Origin of the sequence: Maritimibacter alkaliphilus HTCC2654, from assembly GCF_000152805.1 — a bacterium.
GTDB lineage: Bacteria > Pseudomonadota > Alphaproteobacteria > Rhodobacterales > Rhodobacteraceae > Maritimibacter > Maritimibacter alkaliphilus.
This window is the reverse complement of sequence record NZ_CH902578.1, coordinates 3,715,458-3,729,956: the sequence shown is the minus strand read 5'-3', so window position 1 is coordinate 3,729,956 and position 14,499 is coordinate 3,715,458. Positions and strand designations below refer to the sequence as shown.

Genomic DNA, 14,499 nt, shown 5'->3' with positions numbered 1-14,499 from the left:
TATGGCCAAGACCGGAACGCCAGACAGACGCCGCCTGCGCATCGGCTTCTTCGTTCCGTGGATCACCAAGGGCCGGGGCGGCACCGAGAACGTCGGTCATATGATGGCGAACGCCATGCGGCAGCGCGGGCATGACGTCACGATCTTTACCTTCGACGACGCCAAGGGACCGTCCTGCTGGCCGCTCGACGACGGCATCGACCTCATTCACCTGACGGAAGCGGACGACAAACAGGCCGACGACAAGATGGTGCTCGCGGTCGCCGCCAAGTCTCTGGACCTGCTCGTCGGCCTGCACATGAACCGGACCTTCTGCCGCTATGTGCGCTGCGCGCAGAAGGTGGGCGTGCCCATCGTTTTGTCCGAACATATCGACCCGCGCTTCCCCAAGTGGCTCGACGTGTTCGACCCTGCCGAACGCGAAATCTCGTTCGCGGGCGCGACGCTTATTCACCTGCTGGTGGAGCCGTTCCGCGACTCGCTGCACGAAAGCCTGCACGACCGGATCAGGATCGTTCCGAACACCATCGCGCCGCCCGCCAAGATGGCGACCCCCGGCGCGGACCGGAGCCGCAAGTCGATCCTCGCCGTGTCGCGGCTCGTCCCGCGCAAGAACGTCGATACCCTGATCCGGGCCTTCGCGACGCTGGCGCGCGCCTTTCCCGACTGGACGCTCGACATTGTTGGGGGTGGCTCGATGACCGGCGCGTTGAAGAAACAGATCCGCTCGCTCGGTCTGGGAAGCCGTGTCGTGCTGCATGGCGAGACGAGCGACCCCTACCCGTTCTTCGCCGCTGCCGACATCTTCGCGATCCCGTCCTTTCTGGAAGGATTCCCGATGACGGTCTGTGAGGCGATGGCGCATGGCCTGCCCGTGGTCGGGTTCGAAACCTGCAATGGCGTGAACACCCAGGTCGTGCATGGCGAGACCGGGATGCTTGCCGATGGGGTCGATCCCGTCGCCTCGCTGGCCGGGGCGCTGCGCCCGCTGATGGAGGACGGCGATCTGCGCAAGCGTATGGGTGAAGCCGGACAAGAACGCTATGCCGGGAACTATTCGAACGAGGTCGTCTTCGCGATGTGGGAGGACATGTTTTACGAAGCCTTCGACATCGGTCCCGTCGCGCCCGCACCGAGCCGGGACGAGATCATCCGGCTGAAGCTTTGGGAAATGGTCTGGGGCACCGCCGAGGTCGACACGCCGGTCAAGAAGGCCTTTTGAAGATGAAGCAGAACGACCGCGCCTTTCGCCGTTTCGTGGAGCTTCTGGATCAGCGACAGGTCCGCCACGACCCGACCATCGACATCCGTGAACACGTCCTCGCCCGGCGCACGCACAAGATCGGCGTGGGCTATATCAACGACAACCTGACGCGGTTTTTCGGCGCGAACCTGCGCCAGCTTTTCCCGGCGGCGGTCGGCGTCGATGACAGCGCGTTCGCCAAGAGCCGGGATTTCCTGATTTCCGGGTCGATTTACCGCGACCCGGAACATTCCCACAAAGGCGGCGTGCGCGCGTTGGACGCGATGCCCGAAGGCACGGACCCTATCTTTTTCGAGGCGGGCTTCGTCGCGACCTCGCACAGCTGGGCGCATTCCTTCAAAGAAGGCAACGCCTCATTCGCCTGCCTCGGCTATGTCTACGACGATATCGCCTATTACTTCATGGCGGATTATCCCAACCGCCTGATCCATCGCCTGAACAGCGACCGCGAACTGAGCGACGCGGAACGGGCGCGGGCGCGGGGCCTGATCGACCGGCTCGTCGAGCGCCGCATCTCGAAATACAACGCCCAACCGATGGAGGCGCCGACGCTGCCCGAGGGCTACGACCGCGCCGTTCTGGTCTGCGATCAGGCGTTTGCAGATGCGTCCACCGTTTACGGCAAGCTGACCGAGAGCGATTTCGAGCGGATGCTGATCGCCGCCCTGACCGAGAACCCGGATGCGCAGGTGATCGTCAAGACGCACCCGGATTCGAGCTGGGAAAAGGGCAAACGGTCAGGCTACTACACGCATCTGGAAACGACCGGGCGGATCGTCGTCCTGCGCGATCCGGTGAACCCCTACACGATCTTCGACATGGTCGACACGGTCTATGTCGGCACGAGCCAGATGGGGCTTGAGGCGCTGTTCGCGGGCAAAAAGGTCGTGACCTTCGGCGCGCCCTTCTACGGCGGCTGGGGTCTGACCGACGATCGGCAGGCGATCCCGCATCGCCATCGCGCCCGGACGCTCGAGGACATCTTCCACGCCTTCTACATCTGGTACACGATCTACCACGTGCCGGGGTGCGCGGTGCCCTCGCAGGTCGAGGATGCGCTGGACTATATCGAAACGCACCGACCGTTCCCGCTGCCCCCGACGCAGGCGGAACTCGACACGCCCCCCAAGGTCTCGGTCATCATCCCCGTGCACGGGGTCGAAGCCTATATCGAGGATTGCATCGCTTCGGTGCAGGCCCAGACGCTGCGCGAGATCGAGATCCTGCCGGTGAACGACGTGACCCCGGACAACGCGCAGGCGATCATCGACCGTCTGGCCAAGGCCGATCCCCGGATCAAGCCCATCGTGCTCGACGAAAACGTGGGCCAAGGCTTTGCGCGCAACATCGCCATCGATCAGGCCAAGGGCGACTTCATCTGGTTCATCGACGGCGACGACTGGATGCCGAACCCCGAGGCGCTGGAAACGCTGGTCGCCGTGGCCGAAGCGAACGGCTCCGACATGGTGCGGGGCAAGAAAGCGGCCGAGGCGGTGTTCGCCAAGAACGGTGAATACATCTACGACCGTCCCGACGCGTCGGAAGCCAATTTCGACCAGAAGATCGACCGCACCACCTATGCCGAGACGCCGCGCATTCTACGCAACCGGCATTTCTGGACGTGGCTTTATCGCCGCGACTGGCTGAACGAGATCGAGGGGCGGTTCGTCACGACCCAGTGGGAGGAGCGGGCGTTTCTGGTCCGGGCGCTGACCAACGCCCGTGTTCTGAGCCTGACGACCTGTCCGACCACGACCTATCGCATCCGGCCTGCTTCGACTGCACGCCGCAAGCGGGGGCCGAAGGACTTCGACCGGATGTTCATGAATTTCGAGACGACGCTTCAGGCGCTCGGCGATCACGGCGCGCGCGACCGGACATCGCCCCTGCGCCCGCACCTCGCCTTTCATATGTCGCAGTATATCGACCATATGATCCTGACCGAACCCTATGCCTATTATCAGGAAATGGGCGGCGAGGCGTTCCAGACCTTTCTGGACCGGGTGCGCGGGACGCTTCAATCATACGATTTCCGGGCGGGCGACTATGACGCGACCTCGACCGAGCGGCGGGTGCAGCACAACCGCGCGGGGGCGTTCCAGCTTGCCATCGCGGCGCTGCGCGCGGGCCGACCCGACCTGCTCGACGCGGCGGTGAACATGCGCCCGATCCCGCAGGATGAGCTTTACAAGGTCTATCGACACGCGCCCGAGACGCCCGACGACAGTGACCTTCAGGCCGCGCTGAACCACTATGCCCGCAACGGGCTCGTCAAGACACACGCCGGGCGCGCGCCGAAACCGGGCAAGCGCCCCCGGATCGTGGTGCACATCGGGGCGACCAAGACCGGCTCGACCTTCCTCCAGCACCTGATGGAGACGAACCGCCCCGCCCTGATGCGCGATGGCGTCTGGTATCCCGAAGTCGGCCTGTTCTGGCAAAGGGTCCGGCCCCACAAACAGGCGGGACATTCGGAATTCACCCGCAACGCGGTGCGCAACGAACCCGGCCTGCGCGCCCATATCGAACATGGCCTCGCGCTCATGGGCGAGCGCATTCATACCATCGCGCTGTCGAGCGAGGCGTTCTTTCTTCAGGAGAACGCTTACCAGATCGCCAACTATTTCGCGGATTACGACGTCGAAATGGTCGTCTATCTGCGGCGGCAGGACGAATGGGCCAATGCGCAATATGCCGAGTTCGTGGCGGGCGGCGCGGTCGGCCGCGTCGATGGAAGCTTTGCCGAATGGCTGACCACGCCCGAGACGATCGCGCGGCTGGACTATGCCGCGAACATCGAACGCTGGGCCGAGGTGATCGGCAGGAACAAGGTCAAGGTGCGCCTGTTCGACAAACGGGCGTTCGAGGGCGGCGATCTGCTTACGGATTTCGCCAAGGTGACCGACCTTCCCGTGCTGCTCGACCTGCCGCAGCCGGATGCGCTTCAGGCCAACTCCGCGCGCCTGTCGACCGCCCATGTCGAGCTTGTGCGCATGTACAACGCGCGGGAGTTCCGCAATCGCGATGCCTATTTCACCTTCATCGAAACGGTGACGACCGGGTTTCAGAAATTCCGCGCGGATCGCGGGTTGCAGATGGGGCGCCCGTGGTTCCTGACCGAGGAGCTTGCCGAGACCCTTATGCGCAACGCCCGCGACACGAACGCGGCCATCGCCCGGACCTATTTCGGGCGGGAGGACGGGGTGCTGTTCGACGGCGAGGCCCAGCGCCCGCCCGCACAGGACGATGCGCTGCATGCCGGGGAGTTCGCCCTTGTCGCGGCCGCCTATGACACAGCCAAGCCGGAGGACGTGGTCGACGCCGGTGTGCCGGATCGCCTGACCCAACGGGCGACCGGGCCGCGCGTGGTGAACTACGGCCATTTCGGCTGGCGGCTCTGGCTTCTCACCCCGATCTTCGAGACCCTTTACGTCAAACGCGCGATGCCCGAAGTCCTTCCGGCCTTCCGCCGCGAACCTGCCGATTTCGCGCGCGAGAACTGGGCGCAATACACGCCCTTCCGCATTGGGCTGCTCTATCCGAACACGCCCGCGCTTGGCGGTTTCAAGGTCTGGGTGCCGATCATCCGGACCGCGCTCAAACTGACCGGGAACACCGGGATGATCCCGGCGCTCGAACGTGATCCCATCGCCTTCATGCGCGCCAGCCCGTCGAAGCCGGGCCGCATCCTGTCGCGGATCGTCTTTCCGCGCGGCGAAATCCGGTAGGGCTGGGCATGAAAGACGCGGATGTCGTGCTCGAAGTTCCGGCGGCGTGGTTCGATAACCCGCTGGATTGCCTGCGGCACCAGCGTCTTTATGCCTCGATCCTCGTGGCGCTTGCCGACCTGTGCGTCACGGTTCGCCCGATCCGCCTGCCCTATGCCGCCGATGCCGCGCCGCGTGCGACGAAACGGGGGCAGCTTGTCATCAGCTTTCATTCGCAGGGCGCCGAGGGGAACGTGCTGCGGCTGAAGGAATCCTATTGGCCGCCCTATTACACGGCCGACCCGCGCGGGTTCTCCGGGTTCTCGACGCTCGCGCGAAATCCGGATGCGGTCGCGGACGAGGTGCGCAAGATCCCCAGACGTCAGGCGCGAAAGTTCGTCTCGGACATCCGGCAGGAAGCGCTGGACCGAAACGTGTCGAAATACGAACAGCCGGCCGAGCGCGATGCGAAGCTGCCGCGCGAGTTCTACTTCCTGCCGCTTCAGACGGTCGAAGACCCGGTTGCGCAATTCGCCTATCTCGATCAGCTCGACGTGGCCGCCCAGCTTGCAAAGGTCGCGGCGGACACCGGCGCCGCGGTCGTCGTCAAGCGTCACCCGCTGTGCAAATCGCAGGCGGTGGAGGAACGGCTCGAAGACCTGAACCGCGATTTCGCGAACCTGAGGCTTTCGACCGCGTCGGTGCACCAGTTGATCGGGCAGTCGAAGGCGGTCGTCGGCTGCAATTCGGGCGTGCTGTTCGAGGCGCTGATCCACGGCAAGCCGGTCGTGACCTTCGGCAAGTCGGATTTCGAGATCGCGACGCGGTCGTTCAACCGGCTGGGCGAGCTGGGCGAAGCACTGGCCGATGCCGAACGGCTCGACCCGGATTTCCGCGACCGCTTTCTGACGTGGTTTCTGAAACTCCATTGCGTTCACGCCGCCGACACGCTCGCCCTGCGCGGCAGGATCGCCGAGGCGCTGAACGCGCTCGACATCGATTCCCACGGGTTCAACGAAGATCAGCTTCAGGTCTTCGAACACTTCGCGCAGATCGAGCGGGCACGACGCGAGGAAATTTTGCATCCGCAATAAGGCGTGCCGGTCGCAGGCTCCCGTGCGGCGGGCGCGGCGGGCCGAAGGATTGATCCCCCCGCCCGTTCTGCCATCCTGAAAAAGGGCAACGGGGGACGGGTCGTGGCATCTGAAGGCATACTCTATTACGCGGACGCGCCGCGCTATATCGCGCAGGCCGAGCGGTCGGTCGCCTCGCTCCGACGCGTCATGCCGGAGGTCCACGTGACCCTCGCCACCACGCTTGCGGATGTGGAGGTCGATGGCTTCGACGCCGTCCGACAGCTTGATGTCGCCCCGGACGACCACACCCGGATCGGCAAGATCAGAGCCATCGCGACGGCGCCATACGACAAGGTGATCTATATCGACACCGACACGATCTTCGCGGGCGACGTCGGTTCGATCTTTGCCGCGCTCGACGACTTCGGCCTTGCCGCAAGCCACGCGCCCATCCGGCGCTCGCCCGTCGGGGCCTGGGATGCGTCCTTGCCGGAATGCTTCACCGGGTTGAACGGCGGTGTTCTCGGCCTGAACCTGACCGACCCCGACACCGCCGCCTTCGTCGCGGCCTGGGAAGACGCCTACCGCGACACGTCGGAGGTGACGCGACAGGACCAACCGTCGTTCAACCGCCTGCTCTACCGGTCGCGGGTCCGGTTCCTCGTCCTGCCGCCGGAATACAATTTCCGGGCGGAGTTTTCGAACCAGTCCAAAGGGGCGAACATGGGGGTGAAGGTCATCCACTCCCACGCCGTGAACGAAATGGACCGGGAGCGCACCGACGACCTGATCCGCAAGCTGTCGGACGACCGTTTCGCCACCTTCCTGCGCGACGAGGACGATATCGCGGTGCAATTCACCAAGATGCCCACGGTCGCCGCGATGCCGCAGGTCGCCCGCAGCCTGTCGGACGCCCGACTGGCCGCCGCGTTGCGCGCCAGCCATATGTGGGACCGGGCGCGCGAGTGCCGGAACCTGCGCAACGAGGTGTTCGACATCCTGTCCGAGGACGCCGGGTTGAAGGTGCTTCAGATCGGCAATCCGGTCGCGCCGATCCTCGACTTCATCAACCGGGCGAACGCGGAAGCCGCGATCTGCGTCACCGATCAAAGCTGGATCGAGCGGCTGGAGACCGGGATCACAAGCCCGTCCGCCCGCATCGTCGAGGCGGCCTTTGCGGTCGAGAACGGCGATCTGGAGGTCGTGCGCCGCGCGGACGATGTGCCATTAGGTGAGGTGATCGACCCTGCCACCGGAATCGAGGGGCTGCTACAACGCCTGTTTCCAAGCCGCAGGCCCGAATGGGTGCGCACCCGCCGCCCGGCGCGGGTCTGGCCCGAGCTTATGACACTGGCGGGGATCAACGATCCGCAGGTCGTGGCGCTGGCGACAGCCGGGCGCGATCCCGAAGCGGTCGAGGCGTGCCTCGCGGCGATCGACGCGGGTGACATGCCGACCCCGAAATACATTCAGGTCGAAGGCCGCAAGATCCCGCAACGCAGCCGGCGCGCTGTGCGCAAGGCCCTGCGCGATGGCGGGTTCTGGGTTCTGGACCAGGGCGGGTCCGGTATCATGGCCGTGCACCCCGTGGCGCTCGGCCTCGTGTCACGCTGAACCGCATTGGTGCGGGTCACTCCGCCGCGATGCTGGACGCCTCGTTCGGGTTGTAGTTGAGGATCGGGGCAAGCCAACGTTCGACGTCCTCAAGGGTCATGCCCTTGCGCTCGGCATAGTCCGCCGCCTGATCGCGTTCGATGTTCGACACGCCGAAATAATAGGCTTCGGGGTGGCCGATATAGAGGCCGGACACCGACGAACCCGGCCACATCGCCATGCTTTCGGTCAGCGTGACCCCGGTGGTGGCTTCGGCGTCGAGCAGCGCGAACAGGGTGCGCTTTTCCGTGTGATCCGGCTGGGCCGGATACCCCGGCGCGGGACGAATGCCGCGGTAGGGTTCGGCGATCAGCTCTTCGGGGGCGAACCCTTCGTCACGACCGTAGCCCCAATGATCCTTGCGCACACGTTCATGTAGCATCTCGGCCATGGCTTCGGCGTAGCGGTCGGCCAGCGCCTTGACCATGATCGAACCATAGTCGTCGCCCACCTGTTCGAACCGTTCCGCGATCTCGATCTCCTCCGGCCCGGCGGTCACGACGAAACCGCCCACGTAATCGGGCGTGCCCTCAGGCGCGACGAAATCCGACAGCGCCACATTCGGGCTGTCCTTGCGCTTGGAATGCTGCTGACGAAGCGTATGGAGCGTGGCGAGCGGGTCTTTGCGCCCCTCGTCCTGGAAGAGCCGGATGTCGTCGCCCACCGCGTTCGCGGGCCAGAACCCGACAACGGCACGCGGCGCGAACCAGTCCTCGCCGATGATCCGTTGCAGCATCGCCTGCGCGTCGGCGAAGAGGCCGCGCGCCGCTTCGCCGTATTTCTCGTCTTCGAGGATGCGGGGGTAGACGCCCTTGAGCTCCCAGGTGCGGAAGAACGGAGTCCAGTCGATATAGCGCGCGATCTCGGCCAGATCCCAGTTTTCGATCACTTTGGGCCCGAAGAACGAAGGGGTTTCGACCTTGTAGTCCGTCCAGTCGATCTTCTTCGCATTCGCCCGCGCCTTGGCCAGCGGAAGGCGTTCTTTGGCCCGTTCGCTGCGCTCGTGGCGCTCCGCGACCTCGGCATATTCGCTGCGGATGTCGTCGATATAGGGCTGTTTCTGCGTCTTGCTCAGAAGCGACGAGACGACGCCGACCGCGCGGCTGGCGTCGGTGACGTAAATAGCCTGACTGCGGGCATAGCGGGGCGAAATCTTCACCGCCGTATGAACCTTGGAGGTCGTGGCCCCGCCGATGAGAAGCGGCAGATCGAAGCCCTCGCGCTCCAGCTCGGAGGCCAGATGAACCATCTCGTCGAGCGACGGGGTGATAAGGCCGGACAGGCCGATGATGTCGACTTTTCGCTCGCGCGCGACCTCGAGAATTTTCTGCGGCGGGACCATCACGCCCAAGTCGATGATTTCGTAGTTGTTGCAGGCCAGAACGACGCCGACGATGTTCTTGCCGATGTCATGCACGTCGCCCTTGACGGTGGCCATGAGAATGGTGCCCGCCGTGTCGCGCCCGCCCTCTTTCTCGGCTTCCATATAGGGAAGCAGCACCGCGACCGCCTGTTTCATGACGCGGGCGGATTTCACCACCTGCGGCAGGAACATCTTGCCTGCGCCGAACAGGTCGCCGACGACGTTCATCCCCGCCATGAGCGGCCCTTCGATCACGTCGAGCGGCTTGTCTGCGGCAAGGCGCGCGGCCTCGGTGTCTTCGTCCACGAATTCGGTGATGCCGTTGACGAGCGCATGTTCCAGCCGCTTTTCCACCGGCCACTCGCGCCATTTGAGGTCGCGCTTTTTCTCTTCTCGCCCCGCGCCCTTGAAGCGTTCGGCGAGATCCAGCAGGTTCTCGGTCGGGCTGCCGCCGTTCGCGGGTGTGCGGTTCAGGACCACGTCCTCGCAGGCCTCGCGCAGGTCGGGGTCGATCTGGTCGTAAACGGCAAGCTGACCCGCGTTGACGATACCCATGTCCATCCCCGCGTGGATCGCGTGGTAGAGGAACACGGCATGCATCGCTTCGCGCACCGGCTCGTTCCCGCGGAAGCTGAACGAAAGGTTCGAGACGCCGCCCGACACGTGGCAATGCGGCAGGTTCTGCCTGATCCAGCGCGCGGCTTCGATGAAATCGACGCCATAGTTGTCGTGCTCTTCGATCCCCGTCGCCACGGCGAAGATGTTGGGGTCGAAGATGATGTCTTCGGGCGGGAAGCCCACCGTTTCGGTCAGCACCTTGTAGGCGCGCGCGCAAATCTCGGTCTTGCGCGCGAAGGTGTCGGCCTGCCCGTCCTCGTCGAAGGCCATGACGACCACGGCGGCCCCATAGGCCAGACACAGGCTCGCCTGTTCGATGAACGCCTCCTCGCCCTCTTTGAGCGAGATGGAATTCACCACCGGCTTGCCCTGCACGCATTGCAGCCCGGCCTCGATCACCTCCCACTTGGAACTGTCGATCATGATCGGCACGCGGGCGATGTCGGGCTCGGCGGCGATCAGGTTCAGAAACTCGATCATCGCCTGTTTCGAGTCGATCAGCCCCTCGTCCATGTTCACGTCGATGATCTGCGCGCCGTTCTCGACCTGATCGCGCGCGACGTCGAGGGCGGTCGCGTAATCACGGTTGGTGATGAGCTTGCGGAACTTGGCCGACCCCGTGACGTTCGTGCGCTCGCCCACGTTCACGAAAGGAATGTCTTTCGTCAGGACGAAGGGTTCGAGACCGGAGAGGCGGAGAAGCGGTTCAGGCATCTGTGTAACTCGGCAATTTGCGCGGTTCGTACTTGGCGACGGCCTCGGCAATGGCGCGGATGTGGTCCGGGGTGGTGCCGCAACAGCCACCGACGACGTTCACCAGACCTTCGCGGGCGAATTGCTCGACCTGCGGCGCGGTGTCGTCCGGCCCTTCGTCATACTCGCCGAAGGCATTGGGCAGCCCGGCGTTGGGATAGGCACAGATGAGCGCGTCGGCCACGTCGGACAATTCCTTGAGGTGCGGGCGCATCGCGTTGGCGCCGAGGGCGCAGTTGAGGCCCACGGTGAAGGGCCGCGCGTGGCGCACGGAATGCCAGAAGGCGGTGGGCGTCTGGCCCGACAGGGTGCGCCCCGAAGCGTCGGTGATCGTGCCCGAGATCATCACGGGCAGGCGCTTGCCATGCTCGGCAAAGGCTTCGAAACAGGCGAAGATCGCCGCCTTGGCGTTGAGCGTATCGAAGATGGTTTCGATCAGGATCAGGTCGGCCCCGCCCGCGATCAGCCCCCGGATCTGCTGGCCATAGGCGCGGCGCAGATCGTCGAAGGTCACGGCGCGGTAGCCGGGGTCATTCACGTCCGGGCTGATCGACGCGGTGCGGTTCGTCGGCCCCACCGCCCCCGCCACCCAGCGCGGCTTGCCGTCCTCGGCGGTCGCACGATCCATCGCACGGCGTGCGATCCGCGCACCTTGGGCGTTCAGGTCGTGAACCGCCTCTTCCATCGCGTAATCAGCCTGCGCGATGGTCGTGGACGAAAACGTGTTCGTCTCGACGATATCCGCACCGGCCATGGCGAAATCGTAGTGAATCCGTTCGATCTCGTCCGGTTGGGTCAGGATCAGAAGGTCGTTGTTGCCCTTCTGCGGATGGTCCGAGTGATAGGCGCAGCTATGCCCGCCATGCCCCAGAAAGGCGTCTTCATCGAGGCCGAGCGATTGTATCTGCGTGCCCATCGCACCGTCGAGAATGAGAATACGTTCGCGGGCCGCCCGTTTCAGGGCCGCCTCGGTGTCCGTGGGCGGAATGTTGAATGCGCGCATAGGTGTCCTGCTTTCTTGTGGGCGGTGTACGCGACCGGCCACAAGCATTCAAATTCATAAATCTACACAGAATTATGAGACTGGCTCATAATCCTTGGCGGCGTGGTGGGTGCTCTTGAAGAAGCACGCGCCCATGAAAGCGGGTTTGTCAGCCGCCACGCGACCACTTCGCCCCGGCACTTAGTAACGCAGGCCACTGCGCCAGCCCGCCCACGATCGGCGGATGCAGCGACTCGCGTTGGAGGACGACATCGAAGGCGCGGGCCACCGCGATCTGCCTGCCGAACCTCCGTTTCAGCTCCGCGCGATAGTCGCTGGTCGAGGCGCCGTTCAGCAGGCAATCGGCAAGGCATTTGGCGGTTCCGAGGGCAAGCGACATGCCCTCGCCCGTCAGCGATGGCGTCACCATCGCCTGATCGCCCACGCGCCAGATCCCCGGCAGGTCCGGTTTGGCCCCCCACAGGCGAAAACCGTAGGGCACGCCGCTGACCATCAGGGGCCGCTCGAAAAGGCGTGTGGCCCCGTCGAGCCGCAGCGAAAGGGACGGCGACACGGACCGGAGCCAATCGAGATAGCTCGCAGGGGTCAGCCCGTGTTCGCGCCAGACCCCGGTTTCCATGGCGATGCTCAGGTTCGCGGCCCCGGCCCCGACGGGCATCAGCCCGGCATAACCGCCGGGGATGAAGTGGAGTTCGACCGCTGGACCGAGGGCATCGCATTGCTCGCCGGTCAGCCGCAGATGCTCCTTGATCCCAATCTTGGAATCCTTCGCCTTGGCCACGGTTCGGCGCAGGACGCCGCGCACCTCATGCTTGCCGGTGGCGACGATCACATGGTCGGCGGCGATGGATGCGCCGCCTTCAACCTCGACCGCCCCCGGGGTGACACCCGTGGCGCGAACGCCGGTGCGAAGGTCCACCCCCACCCCGGCGGCAAGGGTGCGCAGATGGGGGTCGAGCGTTGCGCGCGACAAGCCCGCCGCCCGAAAAGGCAACGGTGCCTCGGCCTTGGCCCGACCCGCAAAAAGCCGTGTTCGTGCGATTGGCACGGCCCCGAGCGCGGCGAGATCGACGCCGAAGCGTTCCAGCTCGCCGCAGGCCAACTGCCCCAGAAACTCGCCGCAGACCTTGTGGGCGGGCGTTCGGTCGCGTTCCAGCAGGATGACCTCGCGGCCTGCACGTGCGAGGTGGGTCGCGGTCGCCGCACCGGCAAGACCGCCGCCGATCACCACGAACTCTACGATGGCCCGGCCCCTCCCGTCAGGCGGCCGAAGCCGAACCGGAACGGGAACCACCAGCGGAGCGTGAGACCGTCGGATGGCAGCCCCGCAGCCTCGGCCACGCGGTTGAGATCGTCACGCACGAACGCACGACGCACCGAAACCGGGCCGTCGTTGCGCACGAAGCGGTGAACAGGCCAGACCGCGAAGATCAGCGTCAGACCCCAGGCGGAAATCCAGTGGCGGTGCAGATCGTTGATGAACCAGCCGACCCGGCAGTTCCGATCCAGCCAGCGCACGAAATCGAGAAGTTCGGCATCGCCTAGATGGTGCGCGAAGAGAGAGCTGATGACGATGTCCGGGCGCCGGTCCTTTGGCATGTCGAAAAGGTTCATCACCTCCCACCGGATATTCGACGTGTCGGGCGTGGCCTCGGCGGCGATCCGGATGGTCGTCGGGTTCAGGTCGATGCCCAGCAGATCGACCTCGACTCCGCGCCGCGCGGCCCAGCGTTCGACCTGCCGAAGCATGTCGCCATACCCGCAGCCGATGTCGACGATGGTGACGCGATCCCGCCCGTCCACGGCGCGGTCCAGCCAGTGCAGCGTCGGACGATAGCCCATACTCAGGGCATTGACGCGGGACAGGTCACGCAGGCAGCGGGCAAGGTCCGCCTGCGGCACCGCCTCGGTATCCATCAACTCTTCTTCGTGGATGCGTCCGGGCAGCACGAAGCCAGCGTCCTTCATCCCTCGGCCTCCGAGAACACCATGCTTTCGACGCTGACGCCGGGGCCAAAACCGATGGCGACCCCTGTGCGGCCCGAGCGCGGCTCGGCCAGCATCCGGCTGAGAACGAAAGGAAGCGTCGCCGAGGACATATTGCCGAAGTCGTTCAGCACGCCGCGCGAATAGGCGACGTCTTCGGCGGACAGGTCCAGCGCCGCCTCGACCGCGTCGATGATCGTGCGCCCGCCGGGATGGATCGCCCACAGGTCGATGTCGCGCCCGCCCGCGTCCGCCGCGAGCGTTTCGAAGTGACCCGGCAGGTTCTTGAAAATCGTGCGCGGCACCCGGCCGGACAGCCACATATCGAACCCGTTGTCGCCGATGTCCCACGTGATGTGGCCTTCGCTGTCGGGCAGCATGTCGGAGCGGAACGCTTCGAGTTCGAACCCCGTGGGTTCGGCGCTGACCAGCGCGGCGGCGGCCCCGTCGGCGAAGAGCATGAACATGAGCGCGGTCTGAAGCGGGGCGTTTTCCTGAAAGTGCAGCCCGCAAAGCTCGACGTTGAGGACAAGAACCTTGGCGGTCGGGTCCGCCGTCACGATGTGGCGCGCGGTCTTGTAGCCGTTGATCGCGGCGTTGCAACCCATGAAGCCGATCAGCGTGCGCTCGACCGTCGAGGGCACGCCATGCGCGTTGACCATGTGGTGATCGATCCCCGGCGCCGAGAACCCGGTGCAGGTGCAGATGACCAGATGCGTCAGCCCCTCGGCCCAGTCGGGACCGGCCTGCCCCGCCAGATCGGCGATGGCGCCGTCGACAAGCGCCGGGGCTTCGTGCGAATACCGCTTCATGCGCGCGCCCGTCGAAGGGAACGCGCCGGGTCGGTAGAACCCCTCGGCATCGTAGCGGTCCGTCCATCGCGACGGGTCCGCAGGCTCCAGCGTCGAATAGCGATGGGTGATGCCTGCACGCCGCGCCATCTTGGCGAAGCTCTTGCGATCCGTCTCGGAGGTCAGGAAATAGGGTGCGATTTCGAGATACGGCGCATGGACATCATGGGCCGGCACCGCCGTTCCGATTGCGTTCAGATATGCAGGCATGTCGCTCCTGATCGG

The 14,499-nt window shown here is 65.1% G+C and carries 9 protein-coding genes; 4 read left to right on the top strand and 5 right to left on the bottom strand.

Annotated features, from left to right (window positions below):
• The first annotated feature begins 1 nt into the window (after position 1).
• From RB2654_RS19265 to RB2654_RS19250, 4 genes are all read left to right on the top strand, one after another.
• The gene (locus RB2654_RS19265; RefSeq protein WP_008334938.1) at positions 2-1,222 is read left to right on the top strand and encodes a glycosyltransferase; all 1,221 of its coding nucleotides are present in this window, start codon (positions 2-4) and stop codon (positions 1,220-1,222) included.
• Between the two features lie 2 nt (positions 1,223-1,224).
• A complete protein-coding gene (locus tag RB2654_RS19260) occupies positions 1,225-4,992 on the top strand; it encodes a capsular polysaccharide export protein, LipB/KpsS family (protein WP_008334935.1) in 3,768 nt (1,255 codons plus the stop codon).
• Positions 4,993-5,000: 8 nt separating this feature from the next.
• Positions 5,001-6,065 (top strand): capsular polysaccharide export protein, LipB/KpsS family, encoded by a 1,065-nt coding sequence (locus RB2654_RS19255; RefSeq protein WP_008334934.1) that lies wholly within the window; start codon positions 5,001-5,003, stop codon positions 6,063-6,065.
• Positions 6,066-6,167: 102 nt separating this feature from the next.
• A complete protein-coding gene (locus RB2654_RS19250; RefSeq protein ID WP_040885293.1) occupies positions 6,168-7,661 on the top strand; it encodes a glycosyltransferase family protein in 1,494 nt (497 codons plus the stop codon).
• A gap of 16 nt (positions 7,662-7,677) precedes the next feature.
• Here the strand turns inward: RB2654_RS19250 and metH are convergent, their stop codons facing one another.
• From metH to RB2654_RS19225, 5 genes are all read right to left on the bottom strand, one after another.
• Complete coding sequence (gene metH / locus RB2654_RS19245; protein WP_008334932.1) at positions 7,678-10,395, bottom strand: methionine synthase; 2,718 nt, start codon at positions 10,393-10,395, stop codon at positions 7,678-7,680.
• Entirely contained in the window at positions 10,388-11,437 is a 1,050-nt protein-coding gene (locus tag RB2654_RS19240) for a homocysteine S-methyltransferase family protein (RefSeq protein ID WP_008334931.1), read from the bottom strand. The genes metH and RB2654_RS19240 overlap by 8 nt, the downstream gene beginning before the upstream one ends.
• 148 nt (positions 11,438-11,585) lie before the next feature.
• Entirely contained in the window at positions 11,586-12,668 is a 1,083-nt protein-coding gene (locus tag RB2654_RS19235) for an NAD(P)/FAD-dependent oxidoreductase (RefSeq protein WP_008334930.1), read from the bottom strand.
• A gap of 5 nt (positions 12,669-12,673) precedes the next feature.
• The gene (locus tag RB2654_RS19230) at positions 12,674-13,405 is read right to left on the bottom strand and encodes a methyltransferase domain-containing protein (RefSeq protein WP_008334929.1); all 732 of its coding nucleotides are present in this window, start codon (positions 13,403-13,405) and stop codon (positions 12,674-12,676) included.
• Positions 13,402-14,484 (bottom strand): type III polyketide synthase, encoded by a 1,083-nt coding sequence (locus tag RB2654_RS19225; protein WP_008334928.1) that lies wholly within the window; start codon positions 14,482-14,484, stop codon positions 13,402-13,404. Before RB2654_RS19225 ends, RB2654_RS19230 begins: the two co-directional genes overlap by 4 nt.
• Between the last annotated feature and the right edge of the window lie 15 nt (positions 14,485-14,499).

What these genes read in the sequence shown, in the direction of transcription:
- RB2654_RS19265 (WP_008334938.1), top strand. Translation starts at nt 2, where the DNA reads ATGGCCAAGACCGGAACGCCAGACAGACGCCGCCTGCGCATCGGCTTC.
- RB2654_RS19260 (WP_008334935.1), top strand. Translation starts at nt 1,225, where the DNA reads ATGAAGCAGAACGACCGCGCCTTTCGCCGTTTCGTGGAGCTTCTGGAT.
- RB2654_RS19255 (WP_008334934.1), top strand. Translation starts at nt 5,001, where the DNA reads ATGAAAGACGCGGATGTCGTGCTCGAAGTTCCGGCGGCGTGGTTCGAT.
- metH (WP_008334932.1), bottom strand. Translation starts at nt 10,395, where the DNA reads ATGCCTGAACCGCTTCTCCGCCTCTCCGGTCTCGAACCCTTCGTCCTG.
- RB2654_RS19240 (WP_008334931.1), bottom strand. Translation starts at nt 11,437, where the DNA reads ATGCGCGCATTCAACATTCCGCCCACGGACACCGAGGCGGCCCTGAAA.
- RB2654_RS19230 (WP_008334929.1), bottom strand. Translation starts at nt 13,405, where the DNA reads ATGAAGGACGCTGGCTTCGTGCTGCCCGGACGCATCCACGAAGAAGAG.
- RB2654_RS19225 (WP_008334928.1), bottom strand. Translation starts at nt 14,484, where the DNA reads ATGCCTGCATATCTGAACGCAATCGGAACGGCGGTGCCGGCCCATGAT.